The sequence below is a fragment of the Nocardioides ochotonae genome (genome assembly GCF_011420305.2).
Classification (GTDB): Bacteria; Actinomycetota; Actinomycetes; order Propionibacteriales; family Nocardioidaceae; genus Nocardioides; species Nocardioides ochotonae.
In genome coordinates this window covers 2,239,091-2,257,934 of sequence record NZ_CP061769.1, presented here as the reverse complement: position 1 = coordinate 2,257,934, position 18,844 = coordinate 2,239,091, and the positions used below count along the sequence as shown (strand labels likewise).

The window sequence follows — 18,844 nt, the reverse complement described above, 5'->3', positions numbered from 1 at the left end:
GGAGCGACACTGCCAGAGCTATAGGAACCTCAGAGATGCGCCGATTGGCGGCTTCGCCTAAACGAGTCGGGGAGGGTTCTGGGCTACTGGCTGTGGCTCCTCTCCACGTGCGCGACCGACCTCGGCAAAGTGGTCGCGAATGTCGGCGAGCCATTGCATATACAGGAGGGGGGTCACCCACGCCCACACCGCCCTTTGGCCATGGAGTGACGGGTCGAGCATTTTGCCGCGGAGTTCGGCGCGAGCGCGGGGCTCGCCGCCACGGAAGTGCCAGTTGCCGTTGTGCGCGCAGGCGTTCCGGAAGTGGCGGGTAAACTCAAGTAGGGGATTTTCTCTGTCGCGAAAATTACCACTTTCGACAAGCGCGGCGACTCTGATCCCGCCCTGCATCATGGCAACGTGTAGTAGGTCCTCTACCCGCGAGTCGCCCGAGAGGTTTGCGCACTGTATTAGGATTTCACGCGAACTGAAGGTCTCGCCGTCATCGCCTACCCCTTCCGTGATCGAGAAGGGCTGGTCGACCGGCACACCCCGATTTCCGCAAGCTTCGTTGACGGCGCGGAGCAGTGGAATGCTCGGGAGCGAAAGAGCTACGACGGCCATGCTCATCCCGACGTAGATGATCCGAAGCTCTTCTGCTCGCCTTGCGATGTGCGATGCCGTGACCGGCCCGAACTGCTGTTCCAAAACTAAACCTTCCGGTCTTGCGCTTACGTTTCTGCGGGCGTTGACTCGCTTGACAATGGACCTTGCGGATCATAGGTAACCACTTACACGTCGGGCCGGAGTGGCTAAGAGGCTCAAGGCGGCCATATGCGGTCGTCGTCGTGGTCCGGAATACCCGGCCCGACGCGGTTGCGCGCTGCGGAGGTGTGTCTGTCCCTTGGCGGAGTGTCGCGCGTGGCCACAGGGTCACGCGGTCGACGCGAGGGCGCTTCGGATCGCCTGCGCGTCGCTGTCCAGCAGCGATCTCTCGCGCGACGGCGAATCGGGGGTCAGGGTCCACCCGTCATCCGGATAGCGCGGGATGACGTGCAGGTGGAAGTGGAAGACAGACTGGAAGGCGGCCGCGCCGTCGCAGATGAGGAGGTTGATCCCTCGGGCACCGCAGGCGCGAGCGTCGCAGGGCTCGAGCCATGTCCTGGCCGACCGACCAGACATGGGCGCTGGTCTGGCGATCGATGTCGTCCAGGCCGACTGCGTGCCGGCGCGGTACGACGAGGAGGTGACCGGGTTGAGGTCCATGAAGGCCACGGCGGTGTCGTCCTCGTGCACCACGCTGGCCTCGGCCTCGCCCGCCATGATGGCGCAGAAGACGCACTCCTGCGCCGCGGGCGTCGGGTCCTGGGTCATGGCGCGAGGGTGCCAGCGGGCGCGGCGGGGCGCCACTGAGTTGAGCCGGAGGATCAGGCCAGGCGACGCACGGTCTCGATCGTGTCGGCCTCGGCGGCGGTCTTGTCATCGCGGTAGCGCAGCACGCGGGCGAAGCGCAGCGCCAGCCCGCCGGGGTAGCGGGTGGAGCGCTGGAGGCCGTCGAAGGCGATCTCGACGACCTGCTCCGGGCGGACAAACACCGTATGGCCCTCGCGGTGCGTCTCGAGGGCGAGGAACCGCTCGGTCTGCCAGGCGAGCATCTCGTCGGTCATGCCCTTGAAGGTGAATCCCTCAACAGAATCACGCACAGTCCTACCGGGACATATCCGCAGGTCAGGGGCCATGTCGCCCCGGTTGGACCCCGGACCTCCACGCCAGGGAGGTCCAGGGCAGGGGCCAGCCTACGGGGCCGGTCAGTCGGCAGCGCCACCAGTCAGGTAGGTGAGGACGATCGCGAGCTCGACCTTGTTTAGTCCCTCGGTCTTAGGCGCGGCCAGGGCTGCCCCAGGGGTCGACCAGATCGCGTCCTGGATCTGCCCGGTGTCCCAGTCGGCGACGACGTCCAGCGTGACGTCGAGGGCGTCCGCCTTGACGGCGTAGTGGGCGTACAGCCCGTCGGTGTAGGTAACGGTCGGCGCGACCATCTCCCTCTCCTTTCCCTTTCCCTCTTTGGGCTTACATTGTACCTCCGTGGAACGTTTGACGCGACTCGCGGGGGTGGCTACGGGAGCAGGTCGCGGGGCAGGTCGTCGTCCAGGCAGCGGGCCATGTAGATCATGTCTGCCGGGACGTTGTCCACGCGGTAGTCATCGGCACCGACGAACAGGACGAGCCCTAGCAGGGGCGCGGCGTGGACGCGGCAGCCACTCAGGGCGATCAGCACGGACGCCATACCGTTCGGGCGCATCCCATCGGCGACGCCTTGCGCGTCCACCAGGGCCAGCCACGGCGGCGGCTCCTCGTCGGGGGCGACCACGTCGAAACCGGCAGGGCCGAACAGACCCGGCAGCGCCCCCAGGTGGCGCGGCACGACGATGACCTCAGGCGGCGACGTCGGATAGACCGCTAGGGCCTCGACGAAGTAGGGGGTGGGGGCGGGGCGTAGTGGTGCGCGGGCCATGCGAGCGACGGTACGCCCGCGCCCTCGTGATAGAACAGCGCCGCAGGTCGCGGCCACGCGCAGCGGCCTACGGGGGGTTAACGCAAACGACCCCCGGTCCTCAGTTCGGGTGAGGTGCCGGGGGTCGTTTGTGGTTTCCCCCCCCGTGCCTGTCCGATTGACGACGACGCGGGGTGGTCAGAATCGGCGGGGGCGGGCGGTCGGGTGGGGGCTTACTTGATCGGGCACGCCCCCGACGCACAGGCCTCGTCGTATGAGTCATCCACGACCGCAGCGACAGTCAGGGCCTCGAACTGTTCGCGGGTGAGGCGCTCGTATGGCGACTGCGGGCGGGTGCCGTCGGGCATCATGGTCGTGCCCTTGAGCAACGGCAGCCAGCCGGCCAGGGTGTCGGCGACGTAGTCCACGTCGTAGCGTCCCTCGGGGACGTTGACGGTGTAGGACACGGCGTTGTCGGCGTAGTAGGTCTGGTACATGGCCTGGAACGCCAGCAGGGCGTCGAGGCTCAGTTCGTCGGCGGACTCAACCAGCTCCGCAGGCCGGCCCAGGGCCTCAACAGCCTCCACGAGCCGCTCCTTGGTTGGGATCGACACAACCAGGGTGTTAGGCGCGTACAGGCAGGGCTCGACGTGGTAGCCCTCGGCGCGGAACTGTTCGACCTGCGCGACCTCCTCAGGGCGCAGGGTTGAGAAGCGCACGCGCCGGATGAAGTAACGGGCGTAGATCGGGTGGATGCCCTCGGTAGCGCCAGGGAGCTTGGCAACCGTGCCAGTCGGCGCGACGGTCGTGACCTTGACCGGCTCAGGGATCCGCAGCCCGAAGGCGTACCCGCGGGCCTCAGCGCGCACGGTGTCCCGCAGCTCGGCCAGCAGCGCCGCGACCTCAGGGATGTGCGGGGCGTCGCTATAGCGGATCCCCAGGCGGACGAGGAAGCCCTGGACGCCCAGGTGCCGACGCCGATGCGCCGGTTTCGGGCGATCCGCGCGGCCTGCGCGTCGTCGGTGACGTCGCCGAACGTGGCGCGGATCAGGAACCGCGCGGCCAGCCGGTGCGCCATGAACAGCCCGGCCTCGTCGTAGCCCTGCCCGTCGGGGTGGACGAACGCCTCCAAACAGACGTTCGAGAGACAGCAGTTTTCCCAGGCCTGGAGGGCGATCTCACCGCACGGGTTGGTCGCCTCGACGTAGCCAGGCTCACCGACGTTGGACAGGGTGCTATTCCAGTAGCCCGGCTCACCGTTGCGCAGCATCCCGTCGACCACGGCCCGATGCACGGCGCGCGCCAGCTCGACGCGGGCGGGGTCGTCGGCGTCGTCGGGGTTGGCGATCAGGCGCAGGAAGTCCTCGTCAATCTCAACCGAAATGTTCGTAGTCCAGTGCTGCGCCGGGTCCGACTTGCACGCGATGAAGTCGTGGATCCAGGGGTCGGCCCAGTGGACGATCGACATGCGCGCGGACCGACGCACGCCGCCAGCAACAACGCACTTGCCCACGGCGTGATCCATCGACATGGCGTCCAGCGGCGTGATCTGCCCGGCGTCGGCGGCACGGTTGAGGACCTCGACCACCGTCGCCAGCAGCTCGGCCAGGGGCAGCGGGCCGGACGCGGTGCCGCCGAACGTGCGCAGCCGCGCGCCTCGGGACGGACCAGGGACACGTCGTAGACCCGGTTCGGGTGCCGGACGTCGTCGGCGAAATAGGTCTCGATCAGGTCGACCAGGGCGGCAGCCCAGCCCTCGCGGGTGTCCTCGATGCGGTAGGCACCGGGCCAGTCGGCGGCGTACTCATCGGACAGGAGCCCCGCCTCGCGCATGGCGTCATAGTCGGCGTGTTCGGGGTCGGCCACGATGTGCAGCCGCAGGCGACGCCGGGGCGCGCCGTAGCGGGTCAGGAAGCGCGATGAGTAGTTCGCGCCGACGCCACCGCCCTCCATGAGGCGCAGGAAGGTGAACGCAAAGTGACCGGCGAACGTGTCGCCCCACCCAGAGACGTGGCAGTTGAACAGAAATTGCCGACCCTTGACGCCGGACGCCCACAGGTGGCGACCCGCGGGCAGGATCTTGAAGTGGTAGATGTAGTCGAACAGGAGCCGCGCCTCATCGACGACGTCGGCGGGCCAGGTCTCAGGGTCGCCGTAGACGAGCCCCAGGTTGCCCACGACGACGCGCCGCACGGTCTCAGCCCAGGTCTCAGGACTACCGTCAGGGTTGGGGCGGGCGTAGGTGCGGGTAAACACAGTCTCGCCAGTCGGTCCCCAGTTCGGGGCAGGCAGGTTGGCAAGGTCGAACAAGGTCTAGCGGGTCCTCTCATCGTCGGGGGTGTAGCAGTCGCACCGGGGGCAGACGACAGCGCCACCGGGGGTCAGTAGTTCGCGGGTGCCGCACCAGACACACAGGCCAGGGCGGCGTACGGCGGCGAAGGTCGCCGTCATGGGGCCTCCTCAGATCGGGGGTGCGCCCAGGGCCTCACGCATACGCGCCAGTGCAGCGCCGCGTCGCCGCTGGACGGTTTGGCGGGATACAACGGTCTGTCCGGCGTCGACGGCCTCACGGCCCAGGGCGGCCTCGCTCATGGCCTGGACGACGCCCGCGTCACTCAGCGGCTCGCCGGTCTCAAACCCATAGGCGTACCGGACCACCTGCCGCTCGTCGGAGCTCAGGACACGCAGCGCATGGGCGACCATGAGGGCGTCCTCGACCTCAGACAGGGAGCCCTGTCCGTCGGCCAGGGGCGCAGCCACGAGCCAGCCGCCCTCGTCGTCCTCATCGCTCAGGGGCACGGTGCCGCGCACGATCCGCAGGACCTCGTCAAAGGTCGTGACGGCCATCGCGTAGTCGGGGGCGATCGCGCGGGCCAGGTCTACGTCGCCGTCGACCTTGCCCAGGATCGTGTAGAACCGCGACAGGGTCCGTGACGGCACGGCCATAGAGGCGTCCAGCCGCGCGGCGTGGCGCAGGGCACCGGTCACGACCTGGACGACGCGACCGGCCAGCCGCGGCGACCGCTCGAGGTCGTGATCCTGGATCATGCCCAGGAACGCCACCAGGGCCTCCGCGCGTACATCCTCAGTCGCAGCCGCTCGCTCCTCAGCAGGGAACCGGCGCAGGAACGTCGTGGCAAGTCGCCGCAGGGCCGGGGCGTACGCCTGGACTAGGCGCAGTTGCGCGCCGTGGTCGCCAGCCTGCGCGGCGCGGATCGTCTCGACCTCAAGGTCCTCGGGCAGGTCGACCCGGTCGGACATGGTGCTAAAGACCGACTCGATGAAGCCCGGTCCGTAGAACATTAGGGCGGGTCCTCCTTGGTAGTGGGGGGCTCGTCGTTACAAGGTTGTCGGGGACAACAGTTGCACTACACAACCAGTCCAACCGGCGGCGTCTTCCACGTTGCGGGGGTGATCCCGTCCACTTAGGCGGTCCTAAGTGGGGGCCGTCCTCCGCTAGGCGTCGCCGTCGTAGCGGTCCACGGCCAGAGTCATGGCGACGCGGACGGCGTGGACGCGGTCGACCGTCTCGCGCAGGACCTGCCGGGACCGGGCGACGGTGTCGCGCACGGCCAGGCGGCGCGGGTCCAGGACGGTGTCGGCGGTCGGGTCGGACGCGGGGCCACCGGTGGCTCGTTCGGTGGTGTCCTCGCGGGGGCGGGGCACGGGCGACGCCGACCACTGCCGCGCCGCGGCGTCGGGCAGCAGGGCGGCCAGGGCGTCGGTTTCGGTGCGGACTGCGGCGACCAGCTCGATTAGGTCACGCACGGGGGTTTGCTCCTCTCAGGTGGGTAGGTGGTCAGGCGGCGTCGGCCTCGGGCGGGCAGCCGTAGCCGGATCCCCAGGACCGCCCATAGACCTCAGGCTCAGACACGATCGGGACGCCCCCGAAGGTCGACTCCATGAGTCGCCCGATCTCCTGGATGACGTCCTCGGCGACGTCGGCGGGGGCCTGCGCGATCAGCTCGTCATGGACCGGCAGCAGTAGGTGCTCGCCCAGGCCGGCCTCGTGGATGTCGACGATCGCCTGCGCCAGCAGATCGCGGGACGTGGACTGGACGATGTAGTTAGTGGCGGCGTACAGGCGGTCGCGGTCCAGCGGCAGGTGCCGACCGGTCGGGGTCACGACCTCACGCTTCCCGTAGTCGGCCCGGTTCTGTAGGCGCTGCGCGAAGCGGCGGATGCCAGGGAAGGTCTCGTCGTACCCGCGCAGGGCGGTCCTCACGGCCTCGAGGTCGGCACCGGTCTGACGCTGGATCGTCGCCGCGCCCCCGCCGAACACCTTTCCAAATCCGACGGCCTTGCTAATCTTGCGGTGCGCCTTCGTGAACTCCGGCCCGTAGACCATTCGGGCAGTGAATGAGTGCAGGTCCTCACCGTCGAGGATCGCCTGGATCATGCGCTCGTCGCCGGACAGGGCAGCCAGGACGCGCATCTCGACGGCCTGATAGTCGGCGGCGACGATGACCTGTCCAGGGTCGGCGATGACGCCGCGGCGGATCGTCCAGTCCGACGAGGGCAGTTGCTGGAGGGGCGGGTTACTGATCGACATACGCGCCGTGCGCGCCTGTAGTGCGCCGATCATCGGGTGCAGCCGGTCGCGGTCGTCGCGCAGGTCTAGGAACGCCTGCGCGTACGAGGTCGACCACTTGTCCGCCCTCTTCGCGCGTAGGACGGCGTCGGCCAGCGGGTTAGGCGTGCGGGCCTCGATGCGCTGCCACTGCGTGTCCAGGTCGGCCAGGGGCAGGAGAACGCCCTTGTCGACCTTGAGCGCACCCGACGGGGTCCGCTCGGTCAGGTCCTCACCCATCGCGGTCAGGGCCTCAGCGATCTGCGCCGTGGAGTTGACGTTGGCGACGCCGTAGCGTGCCGCGGCCTGCCGGTAGTGGTCGGCCTCATCGCCCAGACGACCCTTCAGGTCCTGGATGTAGGGCACGTCCAGCAGGACGCCGCGCCGTTGCATCATCGCTAGCAGCGCCTGTAGCCGGTGCTCGAAGACAGACAGGCGGTCCAGGCCGACGTCGCGCACCAGGGGCAGCAGCTCGTCAAACAACCGGCGCGCCAGGATGGGATCCAGACCGGCGTAGCGCACGTAGGTCGGGTGGTCGACGTCGATGACAGACCAGCCGGTCTCCTTGGTTGCGCGGTAGTCGCGGCGGAATACCTCGTGCAAGCCCGCTTGAGTGTCAGGGGCAGACGGGTCCACGTAGACCTCCGACAACTCCTTGAGGGCCAGGCCGGTGCCGCCCTCATGGCGCTGCCGGGGGTCCAGTAGGTGCGCGAGGATCCGCGTGTCAAAGGTGCGCGGGGCCAGGTCCTCGATCGGCACGCCCAGGGCGCGGTCGATTACCTGGAGGTCAAAGGAGGCGTTGTGGACGGTGAACCGTCGCGGCTGCCTCAGGGCGCGCACGATGTGGTCGCGGAACCGGTCGGCGCGCAGGACCCAGGCCTCACGGTCGTTTCCGAGCTGGACCAGCCGGACGGCGAAACCGGGGGCGTAGACGTTGAGATTGGTGGTCTCGGTGTCCAGGCCCAGGACCTTGTCGCCGCGGGCCAGGAACGCATCGAAACCGGCCAGGTCGTCCTCGGTCTCAGGAAAGTAGATAGCGACCTCAGACCCGGCCAGGGTGTGCCGGTAGGTGTGCAGGGCGGGGGGTCCTTTCGTTATCGGTCCCAGCAGGGGGCGACCCCCGCCCCAGGACAGGGACGGGGGCCGCAGTTGGTGGGTTGGTCAGTCGGCGGGACGCGCTAGCGGGATTCCTGGGAATGCGCGACGCCGGCCAGCAGGTGAACAGTGAGGCGCATTTGCATAAGCGGCGGGACGGCATTGCCAACCTGGACGAATTGGCTAGTAGCGCTGCCCTGCCACGGATAATCCGCTGGGAAGCTCTGGAGTACGCCAGCCTCCGCGACGGACACGCGTACGCCATCATTACGGGACTTTGTGGAGCCGTTATAGCGGTTGGCCGTCGCGCCCGGATTCTGCACGAGTCCACGACCGGCGACAGTCGTAGCGGGTCGCTTATCCGGCCAGGTCTCATCTACCGGCGTCCCGCTCTGGTCATTCCAGCGCGGAGAACCGTCGTCCAGCGTCTCGCGCGGGTTCCAGCGCGGGCGCTCGTGGCCGAATGCCAGAGTCGGCGACGGCATGCACGGCGTACGGTGCGCGGAATTCGGGCGCGGATTTGTCGCGCTAAGCGTTACCGGACAGTCGCACGGCTCGTCGCGCTCGTGCGGAACCCAGGGCCCGTTATCGTCCGCCTTTCGACGTGCCACACGCTCGGCCCGCTCCGCCGCGATCGGCCGATCGTGCTGGCCAAAAAGGTAACCCTTCGGAGCGCCGGGCGCGGCCCAGCCCAGCGCCTCCGACATACTGACCCACGGCAAAACGTCCGGGTCGAGCCGCTCCGGAGAGCGGGAGTAATACCGGGAGTGCGTCGGAGTCGGCGCGCTAACCGGCCCTAGGCGAGACGCGAGCAGAATAGCGCGCTTTCGCGTCTGGGGAACGCCGTACTGCTCCGCCTGCACATATCCGGTCCAGACGCTATAGCCTTCGCGCTCCAGCTTGTGGCCGATTGCCTCCCAAACCACGAGAGCGGCGGGAACCTGCTCCAGCATCACAAAGGAAGGCGACAGGGCCGCAATCCAGCGGAGCACTTCGATAGTGAGCGGTGAACGCTCGTCGTAACAATCTCCCAGCGCGCCAGACTCGACAGCAGCGGCGAGCGCGGCCAGGTCCTTACGGCCCGCGCCACGGCCAGCCATACTAAGGCCCTGACACGGCGGAGACGCCTGGATTAGCAAATGCCGCCCGTCGGCTCCCAGCCCGTAAAGGTCGGCAACCTCACGCGGGTCGAGCTCGCGGACGTCCTCCAGCAAAGCCGCATGGCCCGCCGCGCGTGCCGTAGCAACGGCGTCCGGCTCGTGCTCGACGCCAACGACCTTATTCATCCCAGCCATTCGGAGCCCTTCACAGACTCCGCCGGGTCCCGAAAACAATACGATAGCGTCCACGCTACGCGCGTCCACAACCGATCCTCCTTTAGATATCGTACAAATCCCGGACCGCTCATCCCGTTAAGCGGCGGGGCCTCACTAGGGCCGCAGTTGGTGGGTTGGTCAGTCGGCGGGTGCAGGGACTACGTCGACCACGTAGCCCTCCTCGAGGCAGTCAGGGCAGACCGTCGGCAGTTCGGTCACGAACACTCCGCACCCGCACCGGGGGCAGTGGGCAGGGATGACCAGCAGGGCAAACCTCCTTAGACGTCGAACAGGGACGGACCGCCAGGGGCCGTCGCGGTGTCAGTAGGTGAGTGCGCCAGCGGGGCCTGTCCTGCCCGTGTGACCCCGACCTCCTCACGGTCGGCGGCGCGGGCACGGCGTACGCCCTCAAACACAACGCCCGCCGCTGCGCGCCGCTTGACCAGCCCGCGCTCCTCAAGGGCGGCGAAGAACGTGCGGCGGGTCCAACGTTCGCGGCCAGGCAGGTTCTCCTCGTCGGCCCATTCCAGGTAGGCATCGAAGAGGGCTTTGCCGGTCAGCCGTTCGCCGTCCTCGACGACGAATACGCCGGGCAGGAAACCGGCCAGGGCGTTAGACGTCTCGCGGTATTCGGCGGTCGCGTGCCGGATGACCTCAGGGTCCTCAAGTCCACGCGCAAACCACTCGACCGCGCCCCGCACAGCCCACGCCAGGATCCCAGCGCGCTCGCCCAGCAGCGTGTCGCCTAGACGGTGGTCGCGCTCATGGGGGGCAAAGTAACGCTCGAACGGAACCAGCTTCACCCGACGCCACAGACCCTCGTCCTGTCCGCGGAAGTTGGGCTTGTAGTTCGTCGCCAGCATGAGGGCGAACGTCGGGCGGAACTCGAAGAACTCTTTGCGCATGAACCGGGCAGCGATCAGGTCACGCCCGGTCACCCGCTTGAGGACGGCCTCAGCCATAGGTCGCCCCTGATCGCCCTCGCTAGCCATGACCAGCCGCGCGCCCTTGAGGGCCGCTAGGTCGTTCGGGATCCCGCCAGCAGACTTCTCCTCAAAGGTGGAGAAGGGCGTCGTGACGGTCAGCTCGCGAAAGACCTCAGTCAGGGTGTCGGTTAGGACAGACTTACCGTTAGCGCCGGTGCCCCAAAGGACGGCGAACGCCTGCTCGTCGGTGCGCCCTGTGATCCCGTAGCCGACCCATCGGCGCATGAAGTCGGGCAGGTCGGGATGCGCAGGAAAGATCTCCCGCAGGAACGCATCCCACCGCGGGCAGCGGGCGTCAGGGTCGTAGTCGACCTCGACGCGCCGGGTCAGCAGGAGCGCCGGGTCGTGGGGCCGCAGGGCACCGGTGCGCAGGTCCACGACGCCGTTAGCGACGGCCAGGAGGTCGGGGTGCCGGTCGAAGTCGTTGACGTCCATCGCCACGTCCCGCAGGGCCGCCAGCTCCTTGAGTGCCGACTCGATCCCGCGCGACGATTGCGAATAGCGCGCCCATCCGGCCCAGTGCCGGGCCACCCGCGCCTTCGTCGTGTTCTCAGGCTCAGCCAGGGACGCCGCGGATAGGTCGGCGGCCAGTTCGGCGACTTGCTGCGCCGCGGCCTGGACCAGGGAGCGGGTCCGGTCCAGTCGGTCGTGCCGCCAGACCCCGCCGTGCAGCAGGAAGAAACCGACCTCAGGCGAATACTTGACCCCAGACCCGCGCGCGGCGATGAAGTCGCGCGCGAAGTAGGCGTTGCCCAGGTCGGTCAGGGGGTAGCGGGTCTCGTCACGTTCGCGCAGGACGGCGGCGACGGTGGTCTCCTCACGGGTGTCAGTGATCGCCCGAATGACCTGCGCAGGGAACCGGACCGGGTCGACCTCACGCCAGTCGGTCAGGTCGTGGTCGTCAGGGACCGGCAGGACCTTGACCCGCTTGCCGCGGGCCAGCAACTCGCGCGACAGGGTCGTAGCGAACGTCCGACCCGCGGGGTCGCCGTCGCCGCAGATTACGGCCAGCCGGTCGTCCAACATGTCGGCGATCGCCTCGACCACGGCGGGGTTAGAGGCCAGGCCTGCGCCACGCACGCCGATCGTGTCGTAGCCCAGGGCCGCGCCGGTCAGTGAGTCGCCAGGACCCTCGGTGATGAGGACCTCGTCCCAGTTCGCGCCACCAGGAAAGTAGGCGACCTTCGCCCAGGACGCGCCCTCGGGCGACCGCGGACCGAACCACCGCACGGCGGCGTCCCGCTTGAGGGCTCGAGCCTGGAAACCACGGGCGACGCCGTCGGGGTCACGGAACGGCACGACCAGCCGGACGCCACCGGGCAGGTCGTCGGCTGCGCCCAGCCCGAGGCGCTCCATGTCCGCGGGGGTCAGCCCGAACCGGCGCGCGGCGTAGTCCTGGACCTCAGGGCAGTCGGCCAGGGCAGCCGACCACCGGTCCAGGTCGACGGCCAGGCGGGCGACGTCGGCAGGCGACGCGGGCCGATCCGTCGAGGTCGCGCGGCGAAAGTCCAGGGAATCGCCCGCGGTCATGGTCGCCAGGTCGCGCATCGTCAGGCCGAGCTGCGCCACGACCGTCGCCGTCGGGCAACCGGCGCGGCACTTGACCAGAACCGCGCCCTTCTCAGAAACCGTGATCCTCAGGGACGGGTCGGTGTCGTGGTGCGCGGGGCAGTGGACGCGGTAGCCGTCGGGGTCGTGCTCGACTACGTCGAAGCGTGAAATCAGGTCGTCGAGGGTCACGCGGCCTCCCGGTCGGCGGCGGTCAGGTGGACAGGGTGGACGTACAGGCGCTCGACGGCCTTGTGACCCTTGTTATCCAGACAGAAGTCGACATGGCGGGTCTTAGACCAGATCGGCACCCAGTGATCCGGCGCGGCGTACTCAGACACCAGGACCACCGCGCCGGCCTCAGACCACCGGGCGGCGACGCGCCAGAACATGTCGTGGTCAAAGCCCGCGGACGGGGTGCCCTTGTAGGTGCGCGTCCCGGCGTACGGCGGGTCGCAGTAGACGACCGCGTCGGGGCCGATGACGTCGCCCAGGAGCCTGTAGTCGCAGTGCCGGAACTCCGCGTGTGGGAAGTTGGCGGCCTTGCGCAGGATCCCGCGGTGCGCGGCCATAGCGAAGTCCTCACGGGGCGTGTTGGACCGTGCGTAACCGGCGAACCAGCCGCCCCCGAACGAGCAACCGAAACCGGCGAACGCGCGCAGCGGCGACGGGGTCGGGTCGTCGCGCATGGCCCAGTAGTCCTCCACCGAGGGCATCGTGGTCGGCGGGATCCAGCCGTCCTGGACGGCGCGCCACATGAGGATCAGGTCCTCCTGCGCGTCCGCGGCGACGACACGGCGGAAATGGGGTGCGACCTGCGCCAGGACCGACGCGCCGCCGACAAAGGGCTCGACGTAGGTCGACCGGCCCGCGGCACGTTCGATGATGATGCGTCCCAGCTCCTTAGCGAGCCGATGCTTGCCGCCCTGATACCTCACAGGGTCCGGCCTCCTTTCGGGTCGGGTTGCTTACGACTAGGTAGTGCGCCTAGGGGGTCGGAACTGCCCGCGCGGCTTGCGTCACACGTCGCGGGACTCAGCGGCGATCAGGTCGCGGACCAGCCGGGGAAAGTCGCCCAGGCGCAGGACCACGTAGGCGTCCTCGACCGGCTTGCGCGCACGCTTGACGACCGCTGCGCCGTAGGGCAGGTCGGCGTGCAGACGTTGGACGCGCACGCCCTCGACGCCCTCACGCAGGGCAGTCACGACGTCGCGGTAGTCCTTTGCCTGTAGGACAAAGGGGGGCACGTGGATATCGCCGATATCGCGGCGACCTGCCTGCCGAGGCTTGTAGGCCTGGAGGCCTTGATCCTGTAGGAACCGACAGACTGCGGTCTCCCAGCGGGTGCCCTTAGCCTTCTGCGGGTTAGACACGGTGGGTCCTTTCGGAACGCACGAAAGCGCCCCCGCCAGGACAGGCAGGGGCGCTTCGCGTGTGGGGGTGGGGTTACGGCAGGGCCGCGGCCAGACCCTCAACCAGGGCCAGCAGCGTCACGGACAGGCAGACCGCGCCGCAGGCGGTCGGGGGCAGGTTGAAGCCCTCGGCGACCAGACCTGCGGTCACGCCCAGCAGGATCGCCAGCAGGAACGCGCCGACGACCAGCAGGACAGTCACGATCATGCGTCGCCCAGGATCTTGATAACCGGCTTCGTGTAGGACACGTTCTGACCCGCGCGGGGGCCAGACTTAGCCACGAAAGAAACCGGCTCCAGGGCCAGGGTCGCGCGCACCGGTCCGTCGTAGTCGGCCAGCTCGTCCTCGGTGCCAAAGTAGGCAAGGTCGCGGGCCAGGGACCAGGACCCCGACTGGAACTTGAATACGCCCAGGTCGGGGGCGTCGGCCAGCCGGAAGAACAGCTCGATCCGCGGCTCCGCGCCGGTGCCTGCGCGGGCGGCGTCCTTGCGCTCCTGGAGCGACTGTCCGGCCTGCGGGTCAGGCTTGCCCTTGTCCTCCTCGGGGTAGGTGATCGTTTCGCCGTCGGACACGCGGAGGATGCCCTTACGCCCGTAGAGGACCATCGCCTGCCGCAGTGCGCGCGGGCCGTCGAGGATGACCTCAACCGACGTCGACTTCGTAAAGACCTCGAGGTTGTCCTCACCGGTCGCGTCCCAGGTCTGCGGCTCATCGCCGTTGAGGAGCTCAGCCACGCGCTCGGCGACCTCAGGGTCACCCGTGGTCACGCGCCAGTCGGACAGGGCAACCGGCATGTTGTTAGCCACGTAGCCCGAACGGAACCGGCCCACGACGTCATCAGTACGCCGCTTAGGCGCGGTGGTAGCGGTGTCAGCGTCGCCAAAGATACGAAGACCAGCCATGTGTGCGGGTGTCGTCCTTTCGCTTCTTCTAGTTGGGGGGTGTGTTGTGACGGCGTTGTGTAGGCGCGTCAGTAGGTCAGTGCGCCAGGGAGGCGGCGATTGCTCAGGGGGTGCGGGTCACATGGCAGGCGGGCGGCAGATCGCGGGGCCAGGCGCGCCGGATGTGCCCGGCTCGAGGGTCGCGTGGCCCAGGACGTCGGCGATCCGCGCAGAGCGGCGCGCGCCCATGAAGGGCAGGATCGCGCGCATGGCAGCGGACGCCTTCGCGCCGGATACCTCGACGTGCCACATAGCCCGATGCGGCGCAGGCTTGAGGCTCAGGCGGACCGACCCGCCCAGCAGCGTCGCAGCTCGACCGACGACGTCGCGGTCAGTCATCGCCAGCCGCACGCGGGGGTAGCGTCCGCGGTGCAGGTCGAATGACCCTTCGCCCTCCAGCAGACCGGCCAGCCAGATCAGGTCGTCCCGGCTCATGCGGAGCGCCCCCGACGGGTGCGGGTGTCCTCCACCGGCGCGATCGGCAGGTCAGCGCCCAGGACGCCGCGCTTCAGGTCCTTCTCGTATTCGTAGACCTTGAGCAGCGCCAGGAATACGTCGAACAGGTCATCGCCCAGGCGGGCCGGGACGACCTTGCCGCCCTCGGGGCGGGCGTGGACCACCAGACCCCGTCAAGGCGCGGCAGCGGGACGCGGCCACCGTCGGGCCGGATGATGTAGTCCGCGCGACTGTAGGCGGTCTCCTGTAGGGCGACCTCCTCATGGACACCCGACCGGGTCGTCTTCCAGTCGCCGACGACCGTGATCTGTTCGCGCGTGCCGGGGTCAGTCACGCGGGCGATGAAGTCGAACGATCCCGCATACCCGTAGGTGTCCGACCAGACGGTCTCCTCCAGGTGCAGGAACTCGGGGGCGTACTGATCCTCAAAGCCCTTGAAAATCGCCAGGTAGGGCTTCAGGTCGGGATGCACCCGCCCGCAGACTCACCGCGGGCCAGCCGCTCAAACAGGTCATGGACTGCGGACCCCATATCGGCGGCCTGTCCGGTGTCGCGCTGCGGGGCGCGCTTCAGGTAGTCGACCGCGCCCTGACGGTCGTTAAGCGCCAGCCCGACGACAGACCCCAGGTTGTCGACTGCGGTCTCGGCGACGACCTTGGCAGCCCAGAACCGAAGGAAGTCCTTCGGCAACATGTTGAGGATGGACGTAACGCCGGGGACCTTGTCGGCGGTCTCAGGGTGGACGTACAGGCGCGCGCCCCCGCGCTTAATCGTGTTGATCTTAGGTTGGGTCACCTTGCGGCGGCTCCCTCCTAACTAGGGGTCAGGGACACCTAGTTAGTGCGCCAGTGGGCAGGGCGCTGCCCGGTCGGGGCACGGGGGGGGGGGGGGCCGGCCTGTCATGTAGGTCACTGCGTGTAGGAAGTGTCGAAACTACCTACATTCCCCATTCCCGCTAGAAGCGACCGACCGCTTCTAGCACTAATACAGGATGTAGGTAGTTTCGACACTTGCGACACTGCCGGGCCTCATCCGGCGTCGGACAGACCCCCGATCAGGGCCGCGACCCGGCGCTCCAGGTCGGCCAGCGCCCCGCGCGCCGTCGCCTGATCCTCAGGGGGCAGGGCTGCCAGGGCCGCGGGATCCAGGTCGGTGAGGATCGACAGGGCCGCGCCCAGCTTCAACCCAGGGCCACCCGCGTCGCTCAGGGCGTGCGCAGTCTGCGCGCGGACGCGCCGGTGTGTGCGGGCACGGTCGACCGGCGACGCCTGCGCCAGCCCGTAGTCAGCCAGGGTGTCGGCGTCCAGGTAGTCGCGCAGGGCGACCCCGACGTGATAGCGCGCCGCAGACTGAATCTTGCGTGCGTCCTCGCCGTAGATACCGGCGTCCCGGTAGGCCTCACTGATCCACTCGCGGTACGCATGTGTACGCCCGCGCCAGTCCGGTTCTCCGTCGGCCTGCGGGATGGCCTCACGCGCCAGGACGGTCAGGGCGGCGATCATGCGCAGGTCGGGGGTCCGGTCGGCCTCGTCCTTGCGCAGGTACTCCCGCAGTGCCTTGACCATCCGATCGTGCGTGACCTTGAGGGGCAGTGGTTTCGTCTTCATGCCCCCATGATAGCGCGCGTGACGTTTCGCGCGACTCAGGGGCCGCCCCTGTAGGGATCTGTAGCGCGCCGCTATAGGTCCCTAGAAGCGCGAAAGACCCCCGCCCCCAGACCGGTCAGGTCCAGGGACGGGGGTCAGTGGTCAGGCGGCGCGCGCCAGGATCGTCGCAGCCGCGGCCTCGAGGTCCTCAAGGGTGTGGTTTACGACCTCAAGGTCCACGGGGTATCCATCGAGCTCAGTCTCAGAATCGTGCGTGTCCAGCGGGACGGTCTGCCCGTCGCCGGTGCGCAAGGTGGTCGGGCAGTCAGGGCGTACGACGCGGACTAGGTAGCCGCCCGCCGCGCGGATCCCGTCGGCCTCGTTTCGGTACCTCACGTCGGTAACGACCGCGCGACCGTTCGCCACGGCGTGCGGCAGCGTGGCGCGCACCCAGAAGTCGCGGTCAAGCGCGCGGACCGCGCCGCCGAACTCCTGTAGCAGCCGACGTACCTCAGGCAGGGCCTTCGCGGTCTCCCAGCCAGTGGAGTCGATCAGGTCGCCCAGCCGCTGCCCGCCCTTGTAAAGGGGGTTAGTCGCCAGTAGCGCGACCTTGAGGGGGTCAGCGAAAGCAAACCGGGTGTAACCGTGCGGGATCAGGTAGCCGGCCAGGGTGTCCTTCCCGGCGCGCTTCTTGCCGACGATTCCGACTAGGGACATTCGCACCCGCCGCCCTTGTCGGCCTCACCCGCTGCGCGGATCGCGGCGGCGAGGCGTACCAGATCGGTCGCGCGTTGCCGCAGTTCGGCGGCGCGCTCAGGGTCGCCGAAGTGGGCGAAGCGCGCCATGTCGGCCAGTAGTTCGGCCTCGTCGTGCAGGGCGTCGGCTGCCCGGTCGTGGTCGTCGTCCCACGACATTAGGTCCTCCTCTCCAGTGATGGGGCGGGGCGCAATCGCCCCGCGACTTACCGGTGAGGTAGTGCGCCAGTGAGGCGCGGACTGCCCAGGTGTGGACCTAATGCCGCGGGCTCATTAGGGCAGGGCCTACCCGCCCAGATCGGCGTCAGCCAGCTCGTCATCGACCAGGTCGGCCTCATCGAGCTCAAGGGCCTCGCAGACCGCCTGACGGTTGGCAGCCGGGACGGCAGTCAGACCGGTGCCGGACAGGAACGCAGCCAGGATCGACAGGGCCTCCGACATGGTCACGCCGTCGTCAACGATCGGCGTAGCAACGGCGATCGCCGCGACCAGACCACCGATGAACATGCGGACGTACGGGTTAGACGGCAGGGGCATAGGTGACCTCCTCAGGTGTAGACACGATCCAGGAACGGAACTAGCGCGCCGACCGCGCCGACGACGCCCAGGGCAGCCGCGCCCAGTTGCCTAGGCGTGATCGCCGGGACGCGCTCAAGGGCGCGTAGGCGGGCATCGTGCTCGTGCGCCGCGGCGCGCAGGTCGGCGATATCGCGCTCGTGGGCGTCCAGTTGCGACCCGTGCCGGGCCAGGGCGACGTCGACCTTCGCCTCCAGGCGTACCGCCCAGGTCGGCACGGACTCATCGGGCACGACGTCGTCCTCGGGCCTCACGGCACGACCCTGAAGCCCTGACGGTCGCCCAGGGCGGTCAGGGACGCACGGCCAGGGATCCCGTCGGCGTCGGCACCGGTGTAGCCGAGGCGCCGCTGCCATTCGGCGAACGTCGCGCAGCCCTCGGCCTTGAGGGCCGCGCGTACGCGGCGACGATCGGCCAGGACGCGCTTCCCGGTCAGGGCGCGCCGCCATGCGGGGGTTTGCGCGGCACGCTTGACCCGCTCGAGCGACACGGCGGGGCGGGTGTCAGCAGGGGCGCGCAGTTCACCCATCCGCGCGGCGACCCGGTCGCGGAACTTCGCCATATCAAACGTCGGGTCGATCTTGCCGGTTACCGACGTCTCGCGGTGCCCGCGCACCGTCTTAGCGGAGTTGCCCGTGACGTGCAGACACAGGACAGCGCACAGGGTCACGTAGGCCTCGTACTGCGCCGACGGCCAGGGCTCACCGACGCCGTCGTTAAACGCCTCGATGCCGACATAGAGGGCGTTACCATCGCCACCGGACACGCTGCCCGACGCCTTCGCCTTCCCGGCGTGATTGGCACGCCCCGCGGCGATCATGTAGACCGTTCCGTTACGGGACAGACCAAAGTGCGCCAGGGGGCCGGCCAGGTCCGACCGGCCATTCTTGAGCAGCGCCACTACTGCGGTGTCGGACACTGACCGACCGGTCGCGGTGTGGTGGCACAGGACGCCGACAGGGGCATGTGCGCCGGTCGAGGCGGGTCGTCCGCGGGTGCGCCACCCGTCGACCTCAACTACCGTCAGACCCGCCGCGCGCAGTCGCTTAGGCAGGTCGGCGGGCAGATACTTGTATGCCATGCGGGGCTCCTTTCGGGCACGCCAAATCGCCCCCGCCGCCATGAGGCG

General features: G+C 68.6%; 26 protein-coding genes and 1 pseudogene. All 27 read right to left on the bottom strand.

Annotation, left to right across the window (positions count from 1 at the left end):
- Nucleotides 1-57 precede the first annotated feature (57 nt).
- On the bottom strand, nt 58-687 hold the full coding sequence (locus HBO46_RS10955; RefSeq protein WP_166139580.1) for a hypothetical protein: 630 nt from the start codon (nt 685-687) through the stop codon (nt 58-60).
- A gap of 225 nt (nt 688-912) precedes the next feature.
- Nucleotides 913-1,095: an HIT family protein gene (locus tag HBO46_RS20860; RefSeq protein WP_397187351.1), complete on the bottom strand. Its 183-nt coding sequence runs from the start codon at nt 1,093-1,095 to the stop codon at nt 913-915.
- Nucleotides 1,010-1,462 carry an HIT domain-containing protein gene (locus tag HBO46_RS20855; protein ID WP_397187349.1) on the bottom strand — a complete coding sequence of 151 codons (453 nt, stop codon included), beginning with the start codon at nt 1,460-1,462 and terminating at the stop codon, nt 1,010-1,012. The genes HBO46_RS20860 and HBO46_RS20855 overlap by 86 nt, the downstream gene beginning before the upstream one ends.
- Nucleotides 1,407-1,646, bottom strand: a complete 240-nt coding sequence (locus tag HBO46_RS10945; protein WP_317983876.1) for an ATP dependent DNA ligase — start codon at nt 1,644-1,646, stop codon at nt 1,407-1,409. Before HBO46_RS10945 ends, HBO46_RS20855 begins: the two co-directional genes overlap by 56 nt.
- A gap of 141 nt (nt 1,647-1,787) precedes the next feature.
- Nucleotides 1,788-2,018: a hypothetical protein gene (locus HBO46_RS10940; RefSeq protein WP_191480137.1), complete on the bottom strand. Its 231-nt coding sequence runs from the start codon at nt 2,016-2,018 to the stop codon at nt 1,788-1,790.
- A gap of 77 nt (nt 2,019-2,095) precedes the next feature.
- Complete coding sequence (locus HBO46_RS10935) at nt 2,096-2,494, bottom strand: hypothetical protein (RefSeq protein WP_166139583.1); 399 nt, start codon at nt 2,492-2,494, stop codon at nt 2,096-2,098.
- 212 nt (nt 2,495-2,706) lie between these two features.
- Nucleotides 2,707-3,342: a hypothetical protein gene (locus tag HBO46_RS20585; RefSeq protein WP_224769001.1), complete on the bottom strand. Its 636-nt coding sequence runs from the start codon at nt 3,340-3,342 to the stop codon at nt 2,707-2,709.
- 110 nt (nt 3,343-3,452) lie between these two features.
- A pseudogene (locus tag HBO46_RS20850) lies at nt 3,453-3,767 on the bottom strand (hypothetical protein); the annotation flags it as partial.
- Between the two features lie 53 nt (nt 3,768-3,820).
- Complete coding sequence (locus tag HBO46_RS20575) at nt 3,821-4,783, bottom strand: hypothetical protein (RefSeq protein WP_224769000.1); 963 nt, start codon at nt 4,781-4,783, stop codon at nt 3,821-3,823.
- Between the two features lie 150 nt (nt 4,784-4,933).
- The gene (locus HBO46_RS10925) at nt 4,934-5,776 is read right to left on the bottom strand and encodes a sigma-70 family RNA polymerase sigma factor (protein ID WP_166139585.1); all 843 of its coding nucleotides are present in this window, start codon (nt 5,774-5,776) and stop codon (nt 4,934-4,936) included.
- Nucleotides 5,777-5,929: 153 nt separating this feature from the next.
- Nucleotides 5,930-6,241 (bottom strand): DUF7169 domain-containing protein, encoded by a 312-nt coding sequence (locus tag HBO46_RS10920; protein ID WP_166139587.1) that lies wholly within the window; start codon nt 6,239-6,241, stop codon nt 5,930-5,932.
- Between the two features lie 31 nt (nt 6,242-6,272).
- Nucleotides 6,273-8,051, bottom strand: coding sequence for a DNA polymerase (locus HBO46_RS10915; protein WP_224769500.1), 1,779 nt, complete (start codon nt 8,049-8,051; stop codon nt 6,273-6,275).
- Nucleotides 8,052-8,221: 170 nt separating this feature from the next.
- Entirely contained in the window at nt 8,222-9,487 is a 1,266-nt protein-coding gene (locus tag HBO46_RS10910) for a DNA cytosine methyltransferase (RefSeq protein WP_191480136.1), read from the bottom strand.
- Between the two features lie 245 nt (nt 9,488-9,732).
- Nucleotides 9,733-12,180: a phage/plasmid primase, P4 family gene (locus tag HBO46_RS10905; RefSeq protein WP_191480135.1), complete on the bottom strand. Its 2,448-nt coding sequence runs from the start codon at nt 12,178-12,180 to the stop codon at nt 9,733-9,735.
- Complete coding sequence (locus tag HBO46_RS10900; RefSeq protein ID WP_191480134.1) at nt 12,177-12,926, bottom strand: DNA adenine methylase; 750 nt, start codon at nt 12,924-12,926, stop codon at nt 12,177-12,179. The genes HBO46_RS10905 and HBO46_RS10900 overlap by 4 nt, the downstream gene beginning before the upstream one ends.
- An 81-nt stretch (nt 12,927-13,007) precedes the next feature.
- Nucleotides 13,008-13,193, bottom strand: coding sequence for a hypothetical protein (locus HBO46_RS10895; RefSeq protein ID WP_166139595.1), 186 nt, complete (start codon nt 13,191-13,193; stop codon nt 13,008-13,010).
- A gap of 241 nt (nt 13,194-13,434) precedes the next feature.
- Complete coding sequence (locus tag HBO46_RS10890) at nt 13,435-13,608, bottom strand: hypothetical protein (RefSeq protein WP_191480133.1); 174 nt, start codon at nt 13,606-13,608, stop codon at nt 13,435-13,437.
- Nucleotides 13,605-14,303, bottom strand: coding sequence for a recombination directionality factor (locus HBO46_RS10885; RefSeq protein WP_224768999.1), 699 nt, complete (start codon nt 14,301-14,303; stop codon nt 13,605-13,607). The genes HBO46_RS10890 and HBO46_RS10885 overlap by 4 nt, the downstream gene beginning before the upstream one ends.
- A 117-nt stretch (nt 14,304-14,420) precedes the next feature.
- On the bottom strand, nt 14,421-14,777 hold the full coding sequence (locus tag HBO46_RS10880; protein ID WP_191480131.1) for an LAGLIDADG family homing endonuclease: 357 nt from the start codon (nt 14,775-14,777) through the stop codon (nt 14,421-14,423).
- Nucleotides 14,774-14,962: a hypothetical protein gene (locus tag HBO46_RS20570; protein WP_224768998.1), complete on the bottom strand. Its 189-nt coding sequence runs from the start codon at nt 14,960-14,962 to the stop codon at nt 14,774-14,776. The genes HBO46_RS10880 and HBO46_RS20570 overlap by 4 nt, the downstream gene beginning before the upstream one ends.
- A 292-nt stretch (nt 14,963-15,254) precedes the next feature.
- On the bottom strand, nt 15,255-15,593 hold the full coding sequence (locus HBO46_RS20565; RefSeq protein WP_224768997.1) for a hypothetical protein: 339 nt from the start codon (nt 15,591-15,593) through the stop codon (nt 15,255-15,257).
- A gap of 233 nt (nt 15,594-15,826) precedes the next feature.
- A complete protein-coding gene (locus HBO46_RS10870; protein ID WP_191480130.1) occupies nt 15,827-16,363 on the bottom strand; it encodes a hypothetical protein in 537 nt (178 codons plus the stop codon).
- 183 nt (nt 16,364-16,546) lie between these two features.
- Complete coding sequence (locus HBO46_RS10865; RefSeq protein WP_166139604.1) at nt 16,547-17,101, bottom strand: deoxynucleotide monophosphate kinase family protein; 555 nt, start codon at nt 17,099-17,101, stop codon at nt 16,547-16,549.
- On the bottom strand, nt 17,092-17,298 hold the full coding sequence (locus HBO46_RS10860) for a hypothetical protein (protein ID WP_166139606.1): 207 nt from the start codon (nt 17,296-17,298) through the stop codon (nt 17,092-17,094). The genes HBO46_RS10865 and HBO46_RS10860 overlap by 10 nt, the downstream gene beginning before the upstream one ends.
- Before the next feature lie 126 nt (nt 17,299-17,424).
- A complete protein-coding gene (locus HBO46_RS10855; RefSeq protein WP_166139608.1) occupies nt 17,425-17,676 on the bottom strand; it encodes a hypothetical protein in 252 nt (83 codons plus the stop codon).
- 11 nt (nt 17,677-17,687) lie between these two features.
- Nucleotides 17,688-17,969, bottom strand: a complete 282-nt coding sequence (locus HBO46_RS10850; protein WP_166139610.1) for a hypothetical protein — start codon at nt 17,967-17,969, stop codon at nt 17,688-17,690.
- The gene (locus tag HBO46_RS10845) at nt 17,966-18,796 is read right to left on the bottom strand and encodes an N-acetylmuramoyl-L-alanine amidase (protein WP_166139612.1); all 831 of its coding nucleotides are present in this window, start codon (nt 18,794-18,796) and stop codon (nt 17,966-17,968) included. Before HBO46_RS10845 ends, HBO46_RS10850 begins: the two co-directional genes overlap by 4 nt.
- Nucleotides 18,797-18,844: the final 48 nt, after the last annotated feature.

Coding starts and splice junctions, on each gene's coding strand:
- HBO46_RS20855 (WP_397187349.1), bottom strand. CDS start 1,462: ATGACAAGACCGCCGCCGAGGCCGACACGATCGAGACCGTGCGTCGCC.
- HBO46_RS10945 (WP_317983876.1), bottom strand. CDS start 1,646: ATGACCGACGAGATGCTCGCCTGGCAGACCGAGCGGTTCCTCGCCCTC.
- HBO46_RS10940 (WP_191480137.1), bottom strand. CDS start 2,018: ATGGTCGCGCCGACCGTTACCTACACCGACGGGCTGTACGCCCACTAC.
- HBO46_RS10935 (WP_166139583.1), bottom strand. CDS start 2,494: ATGGCCCGCGCACCACTACGCCCCGCCCCCACCCCCTACTTCGTCGAG.
- HBO46_RS10925 (WP_166139585.1), bottom strand. CDS start 5,776: ATGTTCTACGGACCGGGCTTCATCGAGTCGGTCTTTAGCACCATGTCC.
- HBO46_RS10890 (WP_191480133.1), bottom strand. CDS start 13,608: ATGATCGTGACTGTCCTGCTGGTCGTCGGCGCGTTCCTGCTGGCGATC.
- HBO46_RS10885 (WP_224768999.1), bottom strand. CDS start 14,303: ATGGCTGGTCTTCGTATCTTTGGCGACGCTGACACCGCTACCACCGCG.
- HBO46_RS10880 (WP_191480131.1), bottom strand. CDS start 14,777: ATGAGCCGGGACGACCTGATCTGGCTGGCCGGTCTGCTGGAGGGCGAA.
- HBO46_RS10870 (WP_191480130.1), bottom strand. CDS start 16,363: ATGGTCAAGGCACTGCGGGAGTACCTGCGCAAGGACGAGGCCGACCGG.
- HBO46_RS10865 (WP_166139604.1), bottom strand. CDS start 17,101: ATGTCCCTAGTCGGAATCGTCGGCAAGAAGCGCGCCGGGAAGGACACC.
- HBO46_RS10860 (WP_166139606.1), bottom strand. CDS start 17,298: ATGTCGTGGGACGACGACCACGACCGGGCAGCCGACGCCCTGCACGAC.
- HBO46_RS10855 (WP_166139608.1), bottom strand. CDS start 17,676: ATGCCCCTGCCGTCTAACCCGTACGTCCGCATGTTCATCGGTGGTCTG.
- HBO46_RS10845 (WP_166139612.1), bottom strand. CDS start 18,796: ATGGCATACAAGTATCTGCCCGCCGACCTGCCTAAGCGACTGCGCGCG.